The sequence below is a fragment of the Brachyspira alvinipulli ATCC 51933 genome (genome assembly GCF_000518245.1).
In the GTDB taxonomy this organism is placed as follows: Bacteria; Spirochaetota; Brachyspiria; order Brachyspirales; family Brachyspiraceae; genus Brachyspira; species Brachyspira alvinipulli.
In genome coordinates, this window is record NZ_JADF01000018.1 from 73249 (window position 1) to 96275 (window position 23027).

Annotated in this window: 14 protein-coding genes and 1 pseudogene; 9 read left to right on the forward strand and 6 right to left on the reverse strand. The window is 26.3% G+C overall.

Going from position 1 to position 23027, the window contains the following annotated elements; all coding sequences use genetic code 11:
- Nucleotides 1-3 precede the first annotated feature (3 nt).
- Nucleotides 4-1065, reverse strand: a complete 1062-nt coding sequence (hisC, locus tag T324_RS0101820) for a histidinol-phosphate transaminase (protein WP_028328715.1) — start codon at nucleotides 1063-1065, stop codon at nucleotides 4-6.
- Between the two features lie 204 nt (nucleotides 1066-1269).
- Here hisC and T324_RS0101825 point away from each other — a divergent pair, with 204 nt between their 5' ends.
- The 7 genes and pseudogenes from T324_RS0101825 to metX all read left to right on the forward strand — a co-directional run bounded on the left by T324_RS0101825 (nucleotide 1270) and on the right by metX (nucleotide 14736).
- Nucleotides 1270-3114 carry a methyl-accepting chemotaxis protein gene (locus tag T324_RS0101825; protein ID WP_028328716.1) on the forward strand — a complete coding sequence of 615 codons (1845 nt, stop codon included), beginning with the start codon at nucleotides 1270-1272 and terminating at the stop codon, nucleotides 3112-3114.
- 339 nt (nucleotides 3115-3453) lie between these two features.
- Nucleotides 3454-5284, forward strand: a pseudogene (locus tag T324_RS16470) (methyl-accepting chemotaxis protein).
- 210 nt (nucleotides 5285-5494) lie between these two features.
- Entirely contained in the window at nucleotides 5495-7408 is a 1914-nt protein-coding gene (flgK, locus tag T324_RS0101835) for a flagellar hook-associated protein FlgK (RefSeq protein WP_028328717.1), read from the forward strand.
- Between the two features lie 266 nt (nucleotides 7409-7674).
- Nucleotides 7675-10506, forward strand: coding sequence for a methyl-accepting chemotaxis protein (locus T324_RS0101840; RefSeq protein ID WP_028328718.1), 2832 nt, complete (start codon nucleotides 7675-7677; stop codon nucleotides 10504-10506).
- A 120-nt stretch (nucleotides 10507-10626) separates the two neighbouring features.
- On the forward strand, nucleotides 10627-12006 hold the full coding sequence (creD, locus tag T324_RS0101845; RefSeq protein ID WP_028328719.1) for a cell envelope integrity protein CreD: 1380 nt from the start codon (nucleotides 10627-10629) through the stop codon (nucleotides 12004-12006).
- 265 nt (nucleotides 12007-12271) lie between these two features.
- The gene (locus T324_RS0101850) at nucleotides 12272-13567 is read left to right on the forward strand and encodes an O-acetylhomoserine aminocarboxypropyltransferase/cysteine synthase family protein (protein ID WP_028328720.1); all 1296 of its coding nucleotides are present in this window, start codon (nucleotides 12272-12274) and stop codon (nucleotides 13565-13567) included.
- Between the two features lie 65 nt (nucleotides 13568-13632).
- Nucleotides 13633-14736, forward strand: a complete 1104-nt coding sequence (gene metX, locus T324_RS0101855; RefSeq protein ID WP_051436766.1) for a homoserine O-acetyltransferase MetX — start codon at nucleotides 13633-13635, stop codon at nucleotides 14734-14736.
- Between the two features lie 8 nt (nucleotides 14737-14744).
- On the opposite strand, the gene yidC is transcribed toward metX, so the two are convergent.
- Nucleotides 14745-17453: a membrane protein insertase YidC gene (gene yidC / locus T324_RS0101860; protein ID WP_028328722.1), complete on the reverse strand. Its 2709-nt coding sequence runs from the start codon at nucleotides 17451-17453 to the stop codon at nucleotides 14745-14747.
- Between the two features lie 144 nt (nucleotides 17454-17597).
- Between yidC and T324_RS0101865 the strand changes: the two genes are divergently transcribed.
- Together T324_RS0101865 and rsmD are read left to right on the forward strand one after the other, a co-directional pair.
- On the forward strand, nucleotides 17598-18266 hold the full coding sequence (locus T324_RS0101865; protein ID WP_028328723.1) for a hypothetical protein: 669 nt from the start codon (nucleotides 17598-17600) through the stop codon (nucleotides 18264-18266).
- 27 nt (nucleotides 18267-18293) lie between these two features.
- Entirely contained in the window at nucleotides 18294-18857 is a 564-nt protein-coding gene (gene rsmD, locus T324_RS0101870) for a 16S rRNA (guanine(966)-N(2))-methyltransferase RsmD (protein ID WP_028328724.1), read from the forward strand.
- A 9-nt stretch (nucleotides 18858-18866) separates the two neighbouring features.
- Here the strand turns inward: rsmD and T324_RS0101875 are convergent, their stop codons facing one another.
- The 4 genes from T324_RS0101875 to T324_RS16475 all read right to left on the reverse strand — a co-directional run bounded on the left by T324_RS0101875 (nucleotide 18867) and on the right by T324_RS16475 (nucleotide 22568).
- Nucleotides 18867-19541: an SAM-dependent methyltransferase gene (locus tag T324_RS0101875; RefSeq protein WP_028328725.1), complete on the reverse strand. Its 675-nt coding sequence runs from the start codon at nucleotides 19539-19541 to the stop codon at nucleotides 18867-18869.
- Nucleotides 19542-19554: 13 nt separating this feature from the next.
- Nucleotides 19555-20586, reverse strand: a complete 1032-nt coding sequence (locus T324_RS0101880) for an N-acetylmuramoyl-L-alanine amidase (protein ID WP_425387416.1) — start codon at nucleotides 20584-20586, stop codon at nucleotides 19555-19557.
- Between the two features lie 4 nt (nucleotides 20587-20590).
- On the reverse strand, nucleotides 20591-21919 hold the full coding sequence (locus tag T324_RS0101885; RefSeq protein ID WP_028328727.1) for a CHAT domain-containing protein: 1329 nt from the start codon (nucleotides 21917-21919) through the stop codon (nucleotides 20591-20593).
- Between the two features lie 85 nt (nucleotides 21920-22004).
- On the reverse strand, nucleotides 22005-22568 hold the full coding sequence (locus T324_RS16475; RefSeq protein ID WP_038374931.1) for a hypothetical protein: 564 nt from the start codon (nucleotides 22566-22568) through the stop codon (nucleotides 22005-22007).
- Between the last annotated feature and the right edge of the window lie 459 nt (nucleotides 22569-23027).

Consider the following 23027-nt stretch of genomic DNA (forward strand, 5'->3'; position numbering starts at 1 on the left):
TATTTATTTTCCTATTATCTTTTTTATTATCTTTATAAATGTATTCATTTCATCATCGGTTCCTATACTTACTCTTATATAATTATCTATTAATTTAGATTTAAAATATCTTACCAATATTCCATTTTCTCTTAATTTTAAATAAATATCTTCGGCAAACATTTTTTTATATGATATGAATAAGAAATTTGATTTTGAATCAAGTACATCAAATTCCAACTCTTTTAATTGTTTTTTTATTCTTTCTCTTGTGTTAATAATCTTAGAAACAGTATCTTCAAAATATTTTTTATCTTTTATTGATTCAATTCCTGCTAGTATTGAGAGACGATTTATAGTGTATGAATTAAAAGAATATTTTATATTTTTAAGTCCCTGTATAAGATTTTCATTTCCTATTGCAAAACCCAAACGCATTCCCGCTAAACATCTTGATTTTGAAAAAGTTTGCACAACTAATAAATTATCATATTTACTTGTAAGTTTAGCTGCACTTTCTCCGCCAAAATCTATATAAGCTTCATCAATTATTATTATATTATCTTTATTATTTTTAACTATATCTTCTATCTGAGAAATAGTTAAAAGTATACCTGTTGGGGCATTAGGGTTTGCTATAAATATTCCTGAGTCTAAATTTTTATAATCATCTATGTTTATGGTAAAATCATCTTTTAAAGGTATTTTTATCTCATCTAAATCAAAAAGACTTGAATATACGGAGTAGAAACTGTATGTTATATTAGGATAGTATACTTTATCTCCTTTATTAAAAAAAGCCATAAAAGAAAAAGCGAGTATTTCATCAGAACCATTTCCTATAAATATATTATTTTCATGAATATTATAAAATTCAGCAATTTCTTTTTTTAAATCGCTTACGCTTGGATCTGGATATAATCTCAAATCATCGAAACTGCTTTCTGTTATTATTTTTTTTACATTTGGTGATGGAGGATATGGAGATTCATTTGTATTTAATTTGACATATTTCTTATCTTTAGGCTGCTCTCCTGGAGTATATGGTTCTATTGAATTTGCTTTATTACTTAAAAATTTGCTCATAAAGTAATTAAATCCTCTTAAAAATTTTATTAGTAATAAATTATATACTATTATTAAATATAAATAAAGATTTTAATTATTAAAAATTATTAGAAATAATAATAAATTTATTATAAATTTAGTTTGACTTTGAAAATTTAATTGTTATATTAACACTATATTTTCACATTTCTATTAAAAATAATTTTATAGAGGTTTTTCACAATGAAAAAAATGCACAGTTTATCTTTTAAAGTGCCTGTAATAATAAGTTCAATTATTTTTATCACAATAGTTACATTGGCTTCTATTTCTATTTGGTCATCCTCAAGAGCTATAAGAAAAGCAGCATTGGAAGGTTTTTCTGCTACAGTTTCAGGTTATTCATCTATGATAGATATGATGCTTCATGAGCAGAAATTAGCAATAGCAACTTATGCCCAATCAGGTACATTAGCTAATGGGATATTAAGAATAGACGATCCTGCAGTACAAAATGAAGCTTTAAATAGATTAAAGGCTTTTGCTTCAGTAAATACTTATGCTATAAACATAGGATTAGCAGATATGGATGGAAATGTTTTACTTGATAGTGCAAATCCTAAACTTGTAGGAGCATCTATAGCAGAAATTCATAAAAACTTATTTGAGTTTATGAAGGCTAATAATTATAATTTTTCTTTTGATAATGCTACAAGCATATCATCTACAACAGGAGGACAGGCTTTATTGCTTTGCGGAGGAGTAAAAAATTCTCAAGGTAATTTTGTAGGTTTGGTTTATATAAACTTGGATTTAGGAAAAGTAAATAAAGACTTTATAGGAAATTTAAATATTAATGGGCGTATAACAGTTGCTAATAGAAATGGAAACGTTATATTATCATCAGATAGTGAACGTATAGGGGGAACTTTACCCGATGTTTATAGTATAATCAAAACAACAGATGAAGGAATAATAGAATCATATAATTATCAAGGAGATGATGGCAAACGTTCAGCTGCTTATAAAAATGTGTCTTTAATGCCTTGGACTGTTATATTTGCAAAATCAGATAGTGAAATATATAAAGAAATAAAATATACAATATTACGTACTGTTATAATAGGACCTCTTTTTATAATATTATGTACTATAATAATAGCTATGTATATAAAAACTATCACTAGACCTTTAGATGAATTAGTTTTAATATCAAAAGAAATTTCCAATGGTGATTTAACATCCGTTCATAGAAATATTAAGCGTAAAGATGAATTAGGAATATTGGCAAATTCTTTCTTTGATATGAGAGACAGGCTTTCAGATATCATTATTAAAGTACGAACTTCCGCAGATGAAATAAGAATGAATGCCGAAGAACTTTCAAAAGGAAGTATAGATTTGTCACGCCGTACAGAATCTCAGGCTGCAAGTTTGGAGGAAACAGCTTCTTCAATGGAAGAGATGGCTTCTACAATAAAATCATCTACAAATCAGTCAGTAGAAGGAAATAAAATGATGATAGATTCCAGAGAGTCTATTCAAAATGCCGGAGATATAATTTTAGAAACTACCAAAAATATAGAAGAAGTTTATGATGCAAGTACAAAGATTAAAGACATTACAAAAATAATAGAAGATATTGCTTTTCAAACGAATATACTTGCTTTGAATGCAGCAGTAGAGGCAGCTCGTGCAGGCGATATGGGTAAAGGTTTTGCTGTCGTAGCTTCTGAGGTTAGAAACTTAGCTCAAACAACTCAAACATCAGTTAAGGATATTACTACTTTAGTTGATAATGCTTATGATAAAATTAATAAAGCTACAGAATCTGCTAGAGAGTCTCAGGAAATATTTGATGATTTGCAGGTAAAAATAGAAAATACAGCTAGAATAATGCAAGATATAAGTTCAACTGCAGTAGAACAGCAGGCAGGAGTTGATCAGGTTAATAAAGCGGTTGCTGATATGGATACTGTAACTCAGCAGAATGCTGCTTTAGTAGAGGAAGCGTCAGCATCATCTACAGCTTTATTAAATCAGGCAGTGGAACTTGTAAATGCTATGAGCTTCTTTAAAGTTAAATAATTTATATATTTTTTGATTATATAAAAAGGATATTTCTTAATTGAAGTATCCTTTTTTATTTAAATAATTTCAGTTAATTATATATGCAATTATCAATAAGCATAAAAAACGGGTTATAAAACAAATATATTAATTTAATAATATATATTTATTAATGTTGATATACATTTTATTTTTTATCTTTTTTAGCTAAATGATGTATTTTTTATTATAAATATTAAATTTATTTCAATTTTTTTAAAAAAAGTATAATTTTTTTTATTTTGATATTTAAATTATTTTAATTAAATGTATATTAAAATTTCAATATGTAAATAAAATTTAGTTAAGGTTATTATTATGAAGAAAATAAACAGTTTATCTTTTAAAGTTCCTTTTATTATAAGTATGATTATTTTTGCTACAGTTGGGATATTAGGTACTCTTTCTGTATTATCATCTACAAGAGCAGTTAAAAGATCTTCATTAAATGGTTTTAAGTCTACGGTTTCTGGGTACGCTTCTATGATAGATATGGTATTGCATGAATAGCTATTAGCAATCAATACATATGCCAAATCATCAACAGTGTTTAATATTCTTTTAGATACAAATGATGAGGCAGCAAAAATTAGAAGTATAAACAGATTAAAAGATTTTGCTTCTGTAAATAGATATGCTATTAATATGGGCTTGTCAGATGTCAATGGTATAATAATAGTTGATAGCGATAAACCAGAGCTTGAAGGCACATCTATATCCGATATGGATCCTGAATTATTTTCAAGATTAAAATCAAATAATTATAATAGTACTTATGGTAATACTACATCAATAGAGACACAATCTATTCTTTATATGTAAAGGTTTATTTAATTCAGCAGGGACATTAATAGGTATCGTTTATATAAATATAGATTTAGGAAAAGTTAATAGTGATTTTATTTCCAATATTGCTTTTGATGGAGATATAACGATAGCAAACAATGAAGGTATCATAATGTTATCGTCTGATATAAATAGAATAGGTACATCTTTGCCAAATGTTTATGATATAACTAAAACGACATCAGAAGGTGTTATAGAATCTTATACTTATGGCGGAAGTAAAGCAAAACGTTCAGCAGCTTATAAAAATATTAATATAATGCCTTGGTCTGTTATATTTGCAAATTATAATAGCCATATATATAAAGATATAGTAGGTATAATTTTTAGAACATCTACAATAGGTCCTTTTTTTATAATATTGGCTAGTATTATTGTTGCTATGTATATAAAAAGTATAACAAAACCTTTAAATGATTTGGTATTAATTGCAAGTGAAATATCCAATGGAAATTTAAGTTCTCAATACAGAAATATTAATAGAAAAGATGAATTGGGTGTGCTTTCAAATTCATTTTTTAATATGAAAAATAAGTTATCAGAAATTATTATTAAAGTACGAACTTCCGCAGATGAAATAAGAATGAATGCCGAAGAACTTTCAAAAGGAAGTATAGATTTGTCACGCCGTACAGAATCCCAAGCAGCAAGTTTGGAAGAAACAGCTTCTTCAATGGAAGAGATGGCTTCTACAATAAAATCATCTACAGATCAGTCTGTAGAAGGAAATAAAATGATGATAGATTCTAGAGAGTCAATTCAAAATGCCGGAGATATAATTTTAGAAACTACCAAAAATATAGAAGAAGTTTATGATGCAAGTACAAAGATTAAAGATATTACAAAAATAATAGAAGATATTGCTTTCCAAACAAATATACTTGCTTTGAATGCGGCAGTAGAGGCAGCAAGAGCAGGTGATATGGGTAAGGGTTTTGCTGTTGTAGCTTCTGAGGTTAGAAACTTAGCCCAAACAACTCAAACATCAGTTAAGGATATTACTACTTTAGTTGATAATGCCTATGATAAAATTAATAAAGCTACAGAATCAGCTAGAGAGTCTCAGGAAATATTTAATGATTTGCAGGTGAAAATAGAGAATACAGCTAGAATAATGCAGGATATAAGTTCAACTGCAGTAGAACAGCAGGCAGGAGTTGAACAGGTTAATAGAGCTGTTTCTAATATGGATACTGTAACTCAGCAGAATGCAGCTTTGGTTGCTGAGGTATCTTCATCTTCTAATTCATTACTTAATCAGGCAGTAGAACTTGTTGAGGCTATGAAATTTTTTAAAGTATAAAAAATAAAATAATTAAATAGGCTGTCTTTTAAAAAGGCAGCCTATTATTTTTTTAAATTCAAAATAACTATTAACTTCAAATAAGTTTTTATATTTTTATTTAATTATGTTACCTAACGTTACAATAATAATAAAAAAATCTAATAATTTTTTTTATAAATACGATAATTATAATAATTAGAAGTAAACTATTTTTTAAGGAGCATAATAATGTCAACAAGCTCATTTTTTGGTATAGAATTAGGAAAAAGATCTCTTCAAAACTTTAAAACAGCTTTGGAGGTTACAGGTCATAATATAAATAATGTTTCAACTAAAGGATACAGCAGACAGCGTGTTGTAATGCGTACTTTTGATAAGCCTTTGGAAGCACCAAGTTTAAATAGAGCAGAAAGAGCAGGACAAATAGGTCAGGGTGCTGAAATAACTACTATTGAAAGAATAAGAGATGAGTTTATAGACGCTAAAATTATGGCTGAACTTGGAACAGATGGTTATTGGAAAACTAAATCTGATTATCTTAAACAATTAGAGTCTATTTATAATGAGCCTGGCAATTCAAATTTAAGAAGCGATTTGGATGCTTTCTGGGATGCTTGGCAGGAAATGGCTACTAATCCTACCGAAAGAGGAACAAGAATGGTTTTGGTAGAGAGAGCTGATAGAATAAATAATTCATTAAATCAGATGTTTGGTCAAATGAACGGAATGCGCAATAACTTGAATAATCTTGTTGAAAATAAAGTAAATAGAATAAATAATATTGCAAGTTCCATAAAGGATTTGAATACTGAAATAGTTAAACAGCAAGCATTGGGACAAAGCCCTAATGATTTATTGGATAGAAGAGATTTATTAGTAGATGAACTTTCTTCTCTTGCTAATGTTGATATAAAATCAATAGACCCTGATGAAACTATGATCTATATAGGCGGAAGAGCTTTAATTCAAGGTAATGTTGTTAGTGAATTAAGCATAGAGAGAAATATCAACAATGAAGGAATGTATGATATTTATTGGAAAAAAGATCATGTTCAGGTTCAATTTGAGGGCGGAGAATTAAAAGCTTTAGTAGAACTTAGAGATGTTGATACTGTTGATGCTATTAATGATTTAGATACTTTTGCTATGAATTTAGCAGACAGTGTAAACGAAGTACATAGAAGCGGTTTCGGACTTAATCAGGAAACAGGTGTTGATTTCTTTACTATGACAAAGGCTACTCCTTCTGTGATAGGTAATTATGATATTAATAATGACGGACAGGAAGATTCTACTATAATGTTTAAAGTAAGCGGTATTAATTCAGTAGAAGCTACAGACAGTGTGGGAAGCAGCGGAACTTTAATATTTGGAAATAGAACTAGAGAAGGTGCTGATGTTGCTATTGATTATACTGCTCAAATGAAAGTAGGTGATTTAATAGATAAAATTAACTCAAGCCAAGCTAATGTATCAGCTTATTTAGATGATAATAACAGACTTGTACTTAAAGCTAGAGGTTTTGATGATTATATGAAGCCTTCATATTTCATTAAGCATATAGAAGATTCAGGGGATTTCTTAGTAGGTATTACAGGAGTTCTTAATCAATCAGGTGCAGCAGGTGCTTATAATTGGCAGACTACAGATCAGGTTAATCAGCTTGCTGGTGATTTTAGAAACTTTACTACTACTCCTTACAGACATCCTTCAGCAGCAATTGCAGTTAATGATATTATCAGAAATGATGTAAATTACATAGCAGCTTCAAAAGGTATAGATACTACAGGTAATGGATTTAATGATAAATGGAATGGAATAGGAGATGGTTCTAATGCATTAGCTATTGCCAACTTAAAAAATAAAGAAATAATGGTAGACAGTAAATCTACATTTAATGATTTTTATACAGGAAGTATAGCAAGAATAGCATCAAGAACAGAAACAGCTAATGCCGAAACAGAAAAACAAACAGTTGTTATGGAATATCTTGAAAAATTAAGACAGTCTGTATCAGGTGTTAACTTAGATGAAGAAGTAGCACAGATGGCTATGTATCAGCATGGTTATAATGCTTCTGCTAGAGTTGTTAGCGTAATGGATCAATTACTTGATGTTGTAATAAACAGAATGGGTGTGTAAGTTTATATAAATTTTTTGTGCGGCGGTATCTATTATTAGATATCGCCTTTTTTGTAATTGTAATATAGTTTAATTTTTTTATTAAAAAATAAATGATGAAAAAGTATATATTATGTAAATATTGTTTAATATATTATTAAAATAATGATACTTTTTTTATAATATCTATTTACAGTTATTGTTTTTAAGTATATATTATTATAGAACAAATTTTTTAAAAAATACGCTTATAATGCCGATACTAAAGTTCATAGGAGCATTTTGCAATGGGTATAAAAATTCGTATAATTTTAATGATAGTTGGTGTAATGGCTCTAGTAGCATTAAGCACAAACTTTCTAAGTAATACTTTAAATACAGAAACTTTTTTTACTATCACAGAAAGAAGTCTTGATAATAAATTTAGGCTTATAGAAAAAGAGTTTGAGTACAATATTGTATCAGCAAGGGAAGAAATTTTAAAAATATCATCTTCTATTTCTATAGGTTATAATAATATTAGAAATGCCGATTCTGAGTATATTAATAACTATTTTAAAGATTTCCTTTCAGCATCGATAAGCGAATCTCAGCTTTATTTTAATAGAGTAATTGATATATTAATTCATCCTTCTGCTATAACTAATGCTAATGCTGCCTATACTATGTATAGATATTCAACTATTGATAATCAATATTCTTATATAAATATTGATACAAATGAAACTATATATAATTATTTAATGACTAATTATAATGTTGAAAGCAGAAGAATATTGTCACATAGGTTATTAAATCCATTCATTAATAATGAGAATAATAATATAAAATTGAATATCCCTTCTACTATATCTGATATAAATAATAATAGAATAATAGGTATAGCAAATGTTGGCATAATATTTAATTATTCTATTGATTATATAAAAGATATTTTTAATATAGAAGGCTCTGAACTTTTAGTTATAGATAAATCTAATTTAACTATAATTAATTCTAAAAATGGAGAATTAAATAATGTAAAATTAGATATATTATACCCAGATTATTATGATGTTTTAAATGCTAATTTAGCTGCTGGTAATGTAAAAGTTGAAGATATTACGATAAATGGAGTGGTTTATAAATCATATATATCAACTATATCTAATATTATTAACGTTGTAATGCTTATACCTGAATCTTATTATAGTTCTCAAATTAATGGTATGAATAATTCTATATTCTATACTATAATCATAGCATTTTTGATGGCAATAGTAGCTATTATATTCTTTATAAAAATGTTATTTAGCTCTATTACGAAAATATCTGATGCTATAGGAGATTCTGTAAATAATAAAGATTTAACTATTAATATACCGGAAATTTCAGGAAGTGATGAAATAGGAGAGATGACAAAGTGGGTAGTACTTTTAAATAATTCTCTTCAATCTGTACTTTCAAGTGTTAAAAGAACCATTTTAACTTCTAAAAAACAAAGTGATACTTTATCTGAAAAATTAGGTGAAAATTTAGAAGTAATATATGGAATCAACAGTAGTATCGAAACTATTAGAAATAATGTAAATGATGAATTAAATCAAGTAGAAATTGTAGAAAGCAACAATCAAAATATGCAGGAATATATATCTTCAAATACAAGCAATATTGATGAGATAGAAAAAGATACTAGAGAGCTTCAAAATAAAATTATAGAAGAAGGTGAAAGTATTGAACAAATAGCTACTGCAGTAGAAGAGATGAGCAAAACTATTGAAAATATAGATTCTATTATTTCTAAAGCAAGTAATAAAGCTAAAGATTTATCAGCTGCTTCTATTAAAAGTAAAGAAAAAATGCAGGCTACATCTATGGCTACAGGGGATTTAAGAAATGCTTTAGGATTCATTTCTAATTTCGTAAGTTCTATTAGAAATATAGCACATCAAACAAACCTCTTGGCTATGAATGCTGCTATTGAGGCTGCTCATGCTGGTAAATATAGTTCCGGTTTTGCTGTTGTTGCTGAAGAGATACGTAAATTATCAGAAGTATCCAATGAACAGGCGGATAATGCTAATAAAGTTCTTCAAAATATAGAAGATAAAATTATAACTACAACAAATGATTTAACAGAATCAACAGAACAATTTGATATACTTACTAAAGATGTTCAAGAAGTTACTGAGATTATGGGAACTGTTCATTTATCTTCTATTGAACAATTAAAGGCTATAAATGAGATAGTAAATTCTATTACTAATATATCTCAGTCTAGCGAACATATTAAGACACAGTATATTGATGTTGCTGATAAACTTACAACTATAAAAGAAAATCTTGAGTCTTTGAATAATATATCTATTAATGCTTCTAAAACTATGAATAAACTTAAAAATATATCTGAGTCTATTCATAATAGTGTAGAAAATATTTCTGAAAGCTCTAATAATCTTTCAGCTTCTGCAAATACAATGAATAAATTTGCTTCTGATAATAATAGATTGTTATCAGAACTTGAATTTGAAATATCAAAATATAAGATTAAAGATGTTAAAGGTAAAAAAGATGTTATAACTCAAAAAGTAAGAGGTATTACTTTAATTATATTAAAAGAGTTTGTTAAAACTAAATTTGGTGAGGAAGGATATCAAAAATGGCTTTCATCAATGGAGCCTTCATCTGCTTTAATATTTAAAAATGATATATCAAGTAAAGAATGGTATCCGTATATGACTTCTTTCCATAAAACATATAAATTGCTATGCGACTTGTTCTATGCCGGAACTAATACAGGTATTAAAGAGGTATCAGAATATCACTTCGGACAAATAGTACCGAAATATGTAAGACCTTTATTATTCTTAGTTCCTAAACATATAGCATTAACTTATGCTGCAGAACATATATTTCCTAACTTGTTCTCGCCTGCCAAAATAGAGCTTATTAAGGCTAGAAAAAAGTTGTTAGTTGTGCATCTTACTAATTTTAATGAGAACCCTGAAGTGATTGAGCTTGCAGTACTTGCTTGGGCTAGTCTTTTACTTGAGTCTATTACTCATATTAGGGCTACTATGGAAATAAGTAAATCTACTAAAGATGGTGAGATTTATACGGAATTTGTACTTAAATGGTAATATGAATTATTAAGGAGTTTGATTTATTGTCAAGCTCCTTTTTATTTAGTCAAAAAATTATATTTTACATTTTTATATATTTTTATATTTTATTTATATATACAAATTAAGAGGTTTATGATGATTAAAAATATTAATGAGATTACAAAAACTTTAGGATTTAAAATACTTATAATAGTGATATTAGGGCTTTTGCTTTTAATTCCTATGGCATTTATAAACAGTGTTGTAAGAGATAGGATTAACTATCAAAGGGAAGCTGTATCTTCTATAATAGAGCCTGTAGGAGATAGTGCTAATATACAAGGTATAGTTGTTGCCATACCATATTTAACTAGGGTTATTGATAGCGAAACTAAAGAAATAAGCTATGTAAGAAAATATATTTTTTATATGCCTAATGAATATAATATTACTGGGGATGTTGAAGTTTCTAGTTTAAGCAGAGGTATATTTAAAGCTCCTATTTTCAATTCTAAATTAAATATCACAGGAAGATTTGATAAATATAATGCGGAAATATATAATTTAGATGAAAATAATAATACTATACTTTATGATGAGGCTATGGTTATATTAGGTATAGGAAACAAAAAGAATCTTATGAAACTTCCTAATATATTGGTTAATGAAAATGAAGAGCTTAAATATTATGAGAAAAATATTAATATATCTTTGAATATGTTTAATAATAAGTTTTTATATACTATTTCAAGAGATAATATATTGAATGGATTTAATTTTAATATTACAATGGATATTCAAGGCGGAAATTCTCTTATTATCACTCCTTTAGCTTCTGAAAATACTTTTAAAATATCTTCAAAATGGAAAGATCCTAGTTTTACAGGTGGATTTTTACCTACAAAAAGAGAAGTTAATAATGATGGATTCAATGCCGAGTGGCAAATAGCTAGTTTTAATACGGCATTCACTAAATATTGGACTAGCGAAGAAAATGCCAATAGAGCAAGTAGTACAGACAATAATCAATTTTGGACTGAGGAGCAAAATGTTAATAGATCAAATAATAATGTTTTAATATCTTTTTTACTTCTTAATGATAATTATCAAAAAACATCAAGAAGTGTAAAGTATGCTATATTATTTATATTCATTCCGTTTTTTCTACTATTTTTATGCGAGGTGCTTTCAAAGAAAAGAATTCACCCAGTTCAATATATATTAATAGGTATAGCTAATGCAATATTCTACTTACTCCTTTTAGCTATATCAGAGCATATTAACTTTAATATTAGTTATTTCATAAGTGCATTAATGGTAACGGCTTTAACTTCTATTTATATAGGCTACATAATTAAATCTCCTAAATATACTGTTTCAATGGCAATAGTAGAGGCTTTAATTTATGTATTCTTATTTGGAATATTACAATTAACAGACTATGCATTATTAATGGGTACATTAGGATTATTTGCTGTTATTGCTCTTGCTATGTACTTTACACGTAATGTGGATTGGTATGGAGAAAATAATTAAATTTAAGAATTGATTATAAAAAATATAATTACTATTGAAAATATTTTTATATTAATATATAATTTATTATCATATAATTATACATATAGGAAATTTTGATGAAACCATTTGTTATTATAAATAAACTCCTTTGCCTCATGCAAATGCGTATCTTTATAATGATGGCTGTATAGTATAATTTATATTTTATTTTGTAATTTCAGCCGTCAAAGTTTTGACGGCTTTTTTGTTTTAAATTATGAATTTATTAAAAGGAGAATGAACAATGTCAAGAGAATTAAAATTTGAAACATTAGCTGCTCATGCAGGGCAGGATTATAATGATACATTTGCAAGCAGAGGAGTACCTGTTTATAGGACAAGTTCTTATTTGTTTAGAGATTCTAAACATGCAGCTGATTTATTTGATTTGAAAGAATTAGGTTATATTTATACAAGACTAGGAGATCCTACAGCAGATGTTCTTGAAAAAAGAATAACAGCTTTAGAGGGAGGTAAGGCTTCGATAGCTGTTTCATCCGGAACAAATGCTATATTTTATACAATAATTACTATATGCGAGGCTGGAGATGAAATAGTTTCTTCGTATAGTTTATACGGCGGTACATATTCTCAATTTGCTGCTATACTTCCTAAATTGGGCATTAATACTACTTTTGTAGATGCTAAAAATCCTGAAAATTTTGCTAAGGCTATTACTGATAATACTAAGGCAATATATATAGAAACAATTTCAAATCCTTCATTAGATTTTACAGATATAGAGGAAGTTTCTAAAATAGCACATAATGCCGGCATACCTTTAATAGTTGATGCTACATTTACAACTCCTTATCTGCTTCAAACTATTAAGCATGGTGCAGATATAGTAATTAATTCTCTTACTAAATGGATAGGAGGACATGGCAATGCTATAGGAGGTATTATAACTGATTCCGGTAATTTTAATTGGCAAAGCGACAAGTTTCCATTATTTTCAAAACCTGATTCTAATTATCATGGTCTTCGCTGGGCTTATGATTTACCTGATGAACTTAAAAGCATAGCATTTGCTTTAAGAGTTAGAACTGTTCCTCTTAGAAATTTAGGTGCTTGTCTTTCTCCTGATAATTCTTGGATATTCATTCAAGGGATAGAATCTTTAGCTTTGAGAATGGAGAGACATTCATATAATGCTTTAAAGGTTGCTGAGTTTTTGGAGAAAGATAATAGAGTTGAATGGGTTAGATATCCTGGACTTAAAAATGACCCTTCATATAAAACAGCTAGTAAATATTTAAAAGATAAATTCGGAGGAATGGTTGTATTCGGTATTAAAGGCGGATATGAGGCTGCTGTTAAATTTATAGACAATATAAAATTATTTTCTCATTTGGTTAATGTTGGAGATGTTAAGAGTTTGGTAGCCCATCCTGCTTCTACTACACATTCTCAATTATCTGAAGAAGAGCTTATAAAGGGCGGAATAAGTAAAAACTTTATAAGACTTTCTATTGGCATAGAGCATATAGACGATATACTTTATTATTTGGATGAGGCTTTAACTATAGCAAGTAAATAATTGAAACTATAAAAAACATATGTATAAAAATAATTACTTCTGTTTTTAATAAAGAGGGTTATTTTATGAGAAGTATAAGAAAAAATAAAAAAGAACAAAAAATTAATGAGCAGGAAAAAACTGAAATTAAATATTTAAATTATGAGAAATCTTTCAAATTTGAAAATGGAGTTTCTATAAATGAATTAACTATAGCTTATACAACAAACGGACATTTAAATGTTCATATGGATAATGCTATTTTGGTATGTCATGCTTTTACAGGTGATGCTGATGTACTTTCTTGGTGGAGTAATTTTGTAGGCAAGAAGAAAGCCATAGATACAGATAAATATTTTGTAATATGTTCCAATGTTTTAGGAGGATGCTCAGGTACTACAGGTCCTTCATCTAAAAAGCCTAACAGTAATTTATATTATGGAACAGATTTTCCTACTTTTACAATTAAAGATATAGTTAATGTTCAAAAGATACTAATTGATTCTCTTGGAATAAAAAAGCTTTATTGTGTTGTAGGCGGGTCTATGGGAGGCATGCAGGTTTTACAATGGACAGCATCTTATCCTCAAATGATGGAAAAAGCTATAATAATAGCGAGCTCAATGAGTCATTCTCCTATGCAGATAGCATTAAATGAAATAGCAAGACAGGCTATAACAGAAGATACAGAATGGTATGGCGGAAAATATTATGGAATGTCATCTCCAGACAGAGGGCTTGCTTTGGCTAGAATGCTTGGACATATTACTTACATGAGTGAAGAATATATGAGAAAGAAGTTCGGAAGAAAGAGAAAAGAGGCCGTTAAATATTTTACACCTTCATTTGAAGTCGAAAATTATCTTCATTATAATGGAGAAAAATTTACAACAAGATTTGATGCAAATAGTTTTTTATATCTTACTAAGGCTATGGATTTTTTTGATGTTAAAGATGAAATAAAGAAAATAAAAAATAAGAAGAAAGTATCTCTTAAAAATGTTTTAGTAATATCTTTTATATCTGATTGGCTTTATCCTAGTTCTCAGTCAGCTGATATTGCTATTACATACAGATATGCCAATATAGATACATCATTTTGCGAAATAGAATCGAATTATGGACATGATGCTTTTTTGATAAAGAATCCTGAGCAGACAAAGTATATTAAAGACTTCTTAAATGGATAATATTTATTTTATTGCTTAAAACCAAGGGAGAGATCTGTCTCTTTACTGTAATTACTTTGATAGTACCATTCATAAAATTTCCAATTATTTGTATCAAATATATTATTTTTTACATGGTAATAGGTATCAAAGTCATAGGAATTCTTTCCTTGATTTTCCGGTTTCCAGCTTTTAATACGTACTACATTTGCTCCATTTGTTTTATAATCATTTGTGATTAACTTATTATTAAATGGATTTTTTATGTTTTTTATATGTTTTACAGCCATATAAGGCATATCGGCTACTGTCATAAAGTTAGTATTAAGTTTTACTGTTCCGCTGGAATTAAAATCTTTATACATTAATAATGAATTATATAAACTTATAAATTTCATGTTTTTATTTTTGAAATGAGGAGAATTTACTCTGTAGCCATGATCTGAAATTATTATTATTTTTGTATTATCATAAACATTATTCTTTTTCAAAAATTGTATTATTTCAGAAATACAATTCATTGCAGCAATATTTGCATAAAAATGTTTTACGCTGTTAGTATCTTCATATATTTTTAAATCATTATAATTTATATAATTAGATGAAACTGTTGGTATATAATCAGGTATGAAATAGTATGGTTCATGTGTAACATTATTATGAAGTATATTATAATTGTTTCCATATTGTTTTATATCTATTAAATCTTTAATAGAACTAAGCATAGCATAAGTACTTAAACTTGTATTTATGGTATTATTTTTATTTATGAACCACTCTTTATCGCTGTATAATGTCTTTCTAAGCCATACAGGTATCATTTTAAATATTGAAAAACGTATCATTTTATCATTATCTAAATTATATACAGAAATATTATTTTTATTTATATATTTATTTACACTGTAATCATAAATATAATCTTTACTGTATGCTTTTATATTACTGTAATTTGAGAATATGCTTAAATCTCCTTTGTAAGACATATTTGCATATACCGGATCAAGCATATATGATTTATATCCGTATTTTTCTAATGCTAAAGGCAATGTTAATATTGACTGATTATGCATGTTGGTTATATTATAGTTGCCGTTTGTTGTTATTTCATAAGGCAAATAATCGTATCCTCCGTAAAGAGATGCTATTGTTATTGTATTATAGTTGTATGAAACGGTATTCGGATAGAATTCAAAACCATCAAATTCTTTTTTATATTTGCCGTATCTTTCAAAAGCATCTGACCAATAAGATGATATTGCTCTGTCTAATATTATAACAAATATATTCTCTCCTTCTTTTGAAATATTAAATATTTTGTCATCTTCATTTATAATATTAGAGGCATTCTTATTTGAAATATTGTATGAGAATATTTTACTCATATAAAAAATTGACATGCTTATTAAAGCTAAAATTATTATAGAATAAATATTAATTAAAATATTGTATTTAATTTTCTTTATAATTAAAAATATAGAAACTATGCTCATTGTTATTAATAATATATTTATCATTATATCTTTATTGGTTGCTATAATAGAGTTAGGATTATCGAATACAAAGTCGGATGTTATATTTGAGTAGTTTCCTGTTACTATAAATGTTTCTAATATAAATATTATTGCAAGAAGCGGTATAAATAGGCTTAAATAATTTTTTACCCTATTTGAAAATAGAGTATATATAAACATTGGATAAAATAAAAAAATTCCTAAACTGATTGCAAAATTATTTATTATTAAGCTAAAATGATTTTTAAAATCTGATGCTGAGGTGCTTATAAGAGAGCTCGGAATAAATATGCCTGACAGTATTACTACTACTAATGAAGATATTATAATAATTTTTGTTCTGTTTTTTATGAACATATAATATATTTTTTTATCATTAAATATTAATTTTTGTATATAGTTAAAGTTTAAAGTTAATACTATTAAAATAGAAAATGTCAGTATATTTTTTATATCTATTTTATTTATATATGATACTATGATTAATATAATTAGTATTGGTATGCATACAATATTTAATATTTTTGATACTGGCTTTTCATGCATTAATTTATATTCTAAAATTATATTTTTAATTAATGAAAATAAACAATTTATATTCCAATAGAATAATAGTCCCGATGGAGAGTCATAAAGTAAAATTAGAAATATTAAAGATGTTATATATATTGGTATACTTTCTTTAAAATTTAATTTTTTACTGTATACATTTGCTGATAGTAAACTTAATGCTGTCATTGTAATAGGCAGCATATTTATATGTATATTTGATATGCTTATTAAATTATCAGGCATTGAAAAGTCTTTTATAAATAAAAAATGCCCTTCGGATAAATTGGTTAAATTGTAAATAAAATTGTATGCTGCTATAAAAAAAGGTATTTGTATAAGCAATCCTAAAATGCCTATAAATGCATATACAGTTTTATATTTGTTTATTCTATGACAAGTTTTTATTAATAAATATCTTTGATCTCCTTTATATACATTTTTTATATTGTCTATAATAGGCTGCATTTTGTTTCTTAGATTTCTTTCTTTTGACTGCCAGCTTTCTGCTATATTATAAAGAGGAAGTGATATTAAATTTATGGATAAATTTAAAAATAATATGCTTATACTGAAAGAAAAGTTAAATATTCTGTGAAATAGAAAAAATAGAGTTTCTATAATGAACTCTATAGGGTAGATAGTGATATTATAAAGTATATCAAGTATAATCATATATTTAAATTGTATTTATTTTTTATAATTTATAAAACATATTATTTACTAAAAAGTTAACTTTGTCAATAATTTTTATAAAAGTCTTGTTTTTTTATCAATATTAGTTACTATATATAAATATATATTTTAAGGTTTTGATTTATGAAATTTATATTTTCAAGATTTTTAATAGGCACTATAATAATAATAATAGGGGCATATATATTATTACAATATGTTTTTCATATTTATATACCAGCATTGGCATATACTCCTGTATTTACAATAGTTGTTGCTCTTTTAATAATTGCATGGGGATTTGCCATTGTCTTAGGAAGAGGATTTTATGCATCCAAAATTCTTTTAGGGTTGTTTGTAATATGTGTAGGAATATATGTTCTTATTAGATATTGTTTTAATATTAATATGCCTTTCATATTGTATACTCCTATATTCAGAATGATTATAGGAATGATAATAATATTTTTAGGCGTTTATATATTGGTTGGAAAGCATTATGTGGGTGACAGCATTCCCAAAAACGGAAAGTATGATATTTATTTTAAAACTACTACTATAGATTTATATGATTTGGAAATAGACAGAAATAAAAGTATATATGTTAATACTGTTTTTTCTGATACAGTTATATTTATTAATGATTCTGTGCAGGTACATATAAAAGCATCTTCTGCTTTTGGAAGCGTTTCTATTCCTACTGGAGATAGTGTAAGTTTTGGTGAGACTAATTTTGTTATAGGCAGTTCTGATAAGATATTATATTTAAATGTTGATGCTGCTTTTGCACAAATTAGAATTATGTATAAATAATTTATTATATAATTGGCAGTTTTATTTATGTATGTAATATCTGGAAATAAAAAAGGAAGAAAAATATTAACACCTAAAAGAGATTTCAGACCTACTCAGGCAAAGGTTAGGGAGGCTTTTTTTAATATAGTTAATATTGAAAATAAAACATTTTTGGATCTTTGTTCTGGAAGCGGTGCTATGGGATTTGAGGCATTGAGCAGGAATGCAAAATATGCTGCATTTATAGAGATAGATAGAGAAGCTGTTAAAACTATATTCTCTAATGCCAAAGCTATATTTGAAAATTATAATGATATATGCAAGATAAAAAGGGTATCTGCAGATGATTATGTAAAAAAAACTAATGATAAATTTGATGTTATATTTTTTGATCCTCCGTATCATTCAAAAATTTATTTAGATGTTATAAGTATGATAATAGAAAGAAATATTTTAAATGATAATGGTATATTTGCTGCCGAGTTTGGTGCGGAGTATTATAAAAAGTTTTTAGAAGATGAAGCTTTTAATAATATTATAAAAGATAAGATGAAGTATGATATAAAAAGCTATGGCGAGAGTATACTCATTATTTTTTCTTACTGCTGATAAAAATTATTAACTTATAACCAATACAAATTCACGTTTTTTATTATCCTGATATTTACTGCATAAATTATTTATTTTATCAATAGTTATTTCTTCATTATCTGTTGTAATGTCTAAACATAAAGCCGCTTCTTTATCTTTTGAATAAACTTTTTTCACAGCATTAAGCACCTTTGAGAGTCTATATGGAGTGTCTAAAATAATAACGGGCACATTTAATTTTTTTAAATAAGATAGTTTTTTTTCTCTTTCTTTGTCATCTCTAGGCAAAAGTCCTGCATAATAAAACTCTTTAAAATTAAAAGGCAGACACATAATAGCTGCTGTAACGCTGCTTACACCTGCTATAGGCTTTACTTTTATATTGTGGGAATAGCAGTATTCTAAAAGTAATCTTCCAGGATCTTCTAATACAGGAGTACCGCAGTCGCTTATAAGTGAAACGGTTTTGCAGTTTATAATCTTTGTTATTATATCGTCAATATCTTTTGATTTTTTTGTATGCTCACTAAACTCTATCAAACATTCTTTATCTTTTTTGATATTTAATGCCTTAAAAAGTGTGCTTGCTTCCCTAAAACTTTCAACTAGTATTATGTCGCTTTCTATAAGCACTTCTTTAAGTCTTTCTGTATTATCTTTGTAATTACCAATATCTCTGGCAGCAATATAAACTGTAACCATAAAATAAACTTTCTTAGTTTCTTTTTAATGAACCATTAGTATATATATAATTTAAATTTGTACTTACTATATTTCTTTTTATAAAAATGTTTGTAAAGAATGTATTTGTTAGGAAGTTATTAGCTTTAGAACGCTCTTCTCTTTCATTGATTTTTTTTACTTTAGCATTTAAAGCTCTTATTATAGCATAAGTTTCATTATCAATATTTCCATCCATTTCTTCCGGTCTGAAATGGCATTGAAATGCATATAATACCTTTCTTGAATTAAAATCCCAAACATTATTTGTAGGCATGCTTGTATAACCGTATTTTATAAACTCATCTTTTATTTGTTTTACAGTAGCTCTTTTATATTTATCATCATTTAAAAAATTGCTGTAATCATATTCATCATACCATATTCCAAGATTATACTCTTCATAAAGTCTTTTCCATGGGAATTTAGGTCCTGGATCTTTTTTTCTAAATGGTGCTACATCAGAGTGTCCTAATATGTTATAAGGTTTGATATCATATTTTTCTACTAAGTTTTGCAAAAGGTATGCTATTTTTTCTATTTGGCTTTCCTCATATTCTATATATTCATCATAAGGTATAAAAAATAAGTCCTCTCTTTGTGTTTTAGTCATTCTTCTTAATTGTTCTCTTGTATTTGTAACTTTCTGTAAAAAACCTAAATTTACTACTTCTATTCCAATAGAACTATCATTCATACTGTATCTATTATTATACATTGTTATTCCAGCATGCCAAGCTCTGTTGCTGTCATCCACAAGTTTATATATAGGATCATCTTCTCTTGTAGTTACTAAATAATGAGATGAAACTCCTGGTCCTATTAAAATTTTTAATGATAAATCGTCATCTAATGCTGTATAATGCATTATAATATAATTAATTCTTAAGTTATATGCTTCTGCTTTATATATGCTTGAAACTTTAGGGGCTAATTTTCTTTTGTTTATAGGGGTCATTTCTTCAGCATTATTGCATGAAAACAATATTGTTGATAATATTATTAATATAAAAAATCTTCTAATCATCACATTAAACATAAATAGGAACTCCATTAAATCTATAACGCATAAACCCTTTATAAAAATCTTTTATTTCAGTATAAGCAAAATAATATGCTTGAGCTGTATTTATTCTAGCATCTTTATGAAATAAATTACTGTAAAAGCTATATATAAAATTAATATATAATCCGTCAGCTAAAGAACCTACACCAGATATAACCGTTCCAATACCAGAAGATAATAATGATTTTATTAATTTATTATTTGTTTCTTCCATATTGCAGGCATTGATAAAAACAAGCGAAGGAGGATTTTCTAATGCTCCTACAGAGTTTATTGTGTAATCATCGCTTAATTTAATACCATCTTCATATCCATGTGTTATTATATGAACTATATCATAGCTTTCCAATACTTTTATAAACTCAAAATAATTATGTTCTTTTTTATATAAATCTATTTCTATATTTTTAGTGTTATTTATTATTTGATGTATTATTTCCATTTCTTTTTTATCTTCTGTTATATCATCATTAGGTATAGATATTACAGCCATTTTTATTTTTTTATTTGCAATTCTATTATTGTTTTTATAAAGTACATTTGAAGCATTAGAGTAAGAAAAAATTATATTCTCTGATATAAATTTTCCATTATATGACAGTATATCCCAAGGTATATTATAAGTGCTGTCATCAAGATGCAAATAAACTATTCTAAATCCTTCTAAAATATGCTTTCTAAAATCTTTTTCCGGAATTAGCATATTCATTAAATAGTTGCCGATTTCTATATATTTATATGCATTATCGTTTTCACTGTTTGAATGCTTTATCAAACGCAGATATTCTTTATATATACTTTCATAAGCCTTATAATCAAAATGTTTCTCATATTCTGCTACATAAAGCGAGGGATATGTTTCTATGGCTCTGTACTTAAAGATATTATTTTCTATTGAGCATGAAAAAAATGTCTGAGATATATTATCGTTTAGAATTATTAATCTGTCTCTTAGTTTTGAGAAGGTTTTATAATCTATTTCATATATAGAAAAATCTGAGTATTTATCTTCTAATTTATAATATATTCCTCTTCTTCTTTTATAATTATCTGTTATGTAGATATTAGTATAATCTTTATTTGATTGAGTTTGATTATTTAAATCTATTTCATAGTATCCGTATAATTTATTTTTATCATTGTCATATAGAAATATATTTATTGAATGATTATCTTTTTTTATTGTTTTTAGAATCTTTTTTAAATAAGAATTTTTTAAAGAAATACATTCTATATTACGAGATAAAAAATATTCTCTATTTTGAGTTACAATATACGATTTACTTTCATCCATTATATTAAAAATTATTTTACCTTAATGAATTATTAATTTGATTATTATATAATAATTTTTTATATAATCAAATTAAAATATTTAATTATTTATTTTCAAAACCGTCAAATGAGCATTTATATGTATTATTATCAGGATATAAAACTATTGATACTAAAGCTATATTATTATTTTTAGATTCATCAAAATCTTTTAAAGATATAGTGCATGAAAAATCATTTCTAAAAAATAAAGTCCCTGAATTTCCAATCCAAATATATCCTTTAAATGTTATTTCGCTATCTTTATCGCTGTATAATGTTTGTAATTTAGAATCTCCAGCATAAAAAGGAATGCTCATGCTATTTCCCATTTTATCATCACAGAATAAATAATTTACAACATATCCAGGATCTCCCCAGTTTCCTGTATGAGTGAAAGTAGAACCATTGCCGTAGTTTTTTATGCTCAATTCTTTAGGAAAAATATTATTTTTATTGAAAACCATTTTAGAAGATTTTCCTGATACTTTAAACTTAAAATACATAGTTTTTGATTTATTTATATTATTATTTCCTGAATTTCCAGTATTAGGGTTTAATATACTGTAACTGCAGCTAACAGTAAATAAAAAGCATATTGATAAAAGTATAATTTGTAATTTTTTCATAGTAATTACACCATAACAAATTTGTCAGTTTATGTCAATATATTATTATTTATATATAAATAATAATATTTTATGACTTTATTTTTTATATGTTAAATTTATAAATTTGTTAAAACTTTTTTATGGAAATGCATGATTTTTTGACTTTACATACATAATTTTTGATGAAGTTTCTTCGTTTGGGTTTAATGTATTAAAACTGTATCCGCATAAAAATAATGAATAAAATTATTAATAGTTTTTTTATATGCAAAATGTATAAAATTTTATTATTTTTTTCAATAAAATTATTTTTGTAAAATTTTTATATATTTGTTATATTTAAACAACAATGGGTACATAAAGCTATTGTAAATTTTTTTAAAAAATATATATTATGTTAATACAAAAATGTATTGAAATAAATTTATATTGAATATATACTTATTAGTAATTATTCTTAATAAGAGGTATGAATTT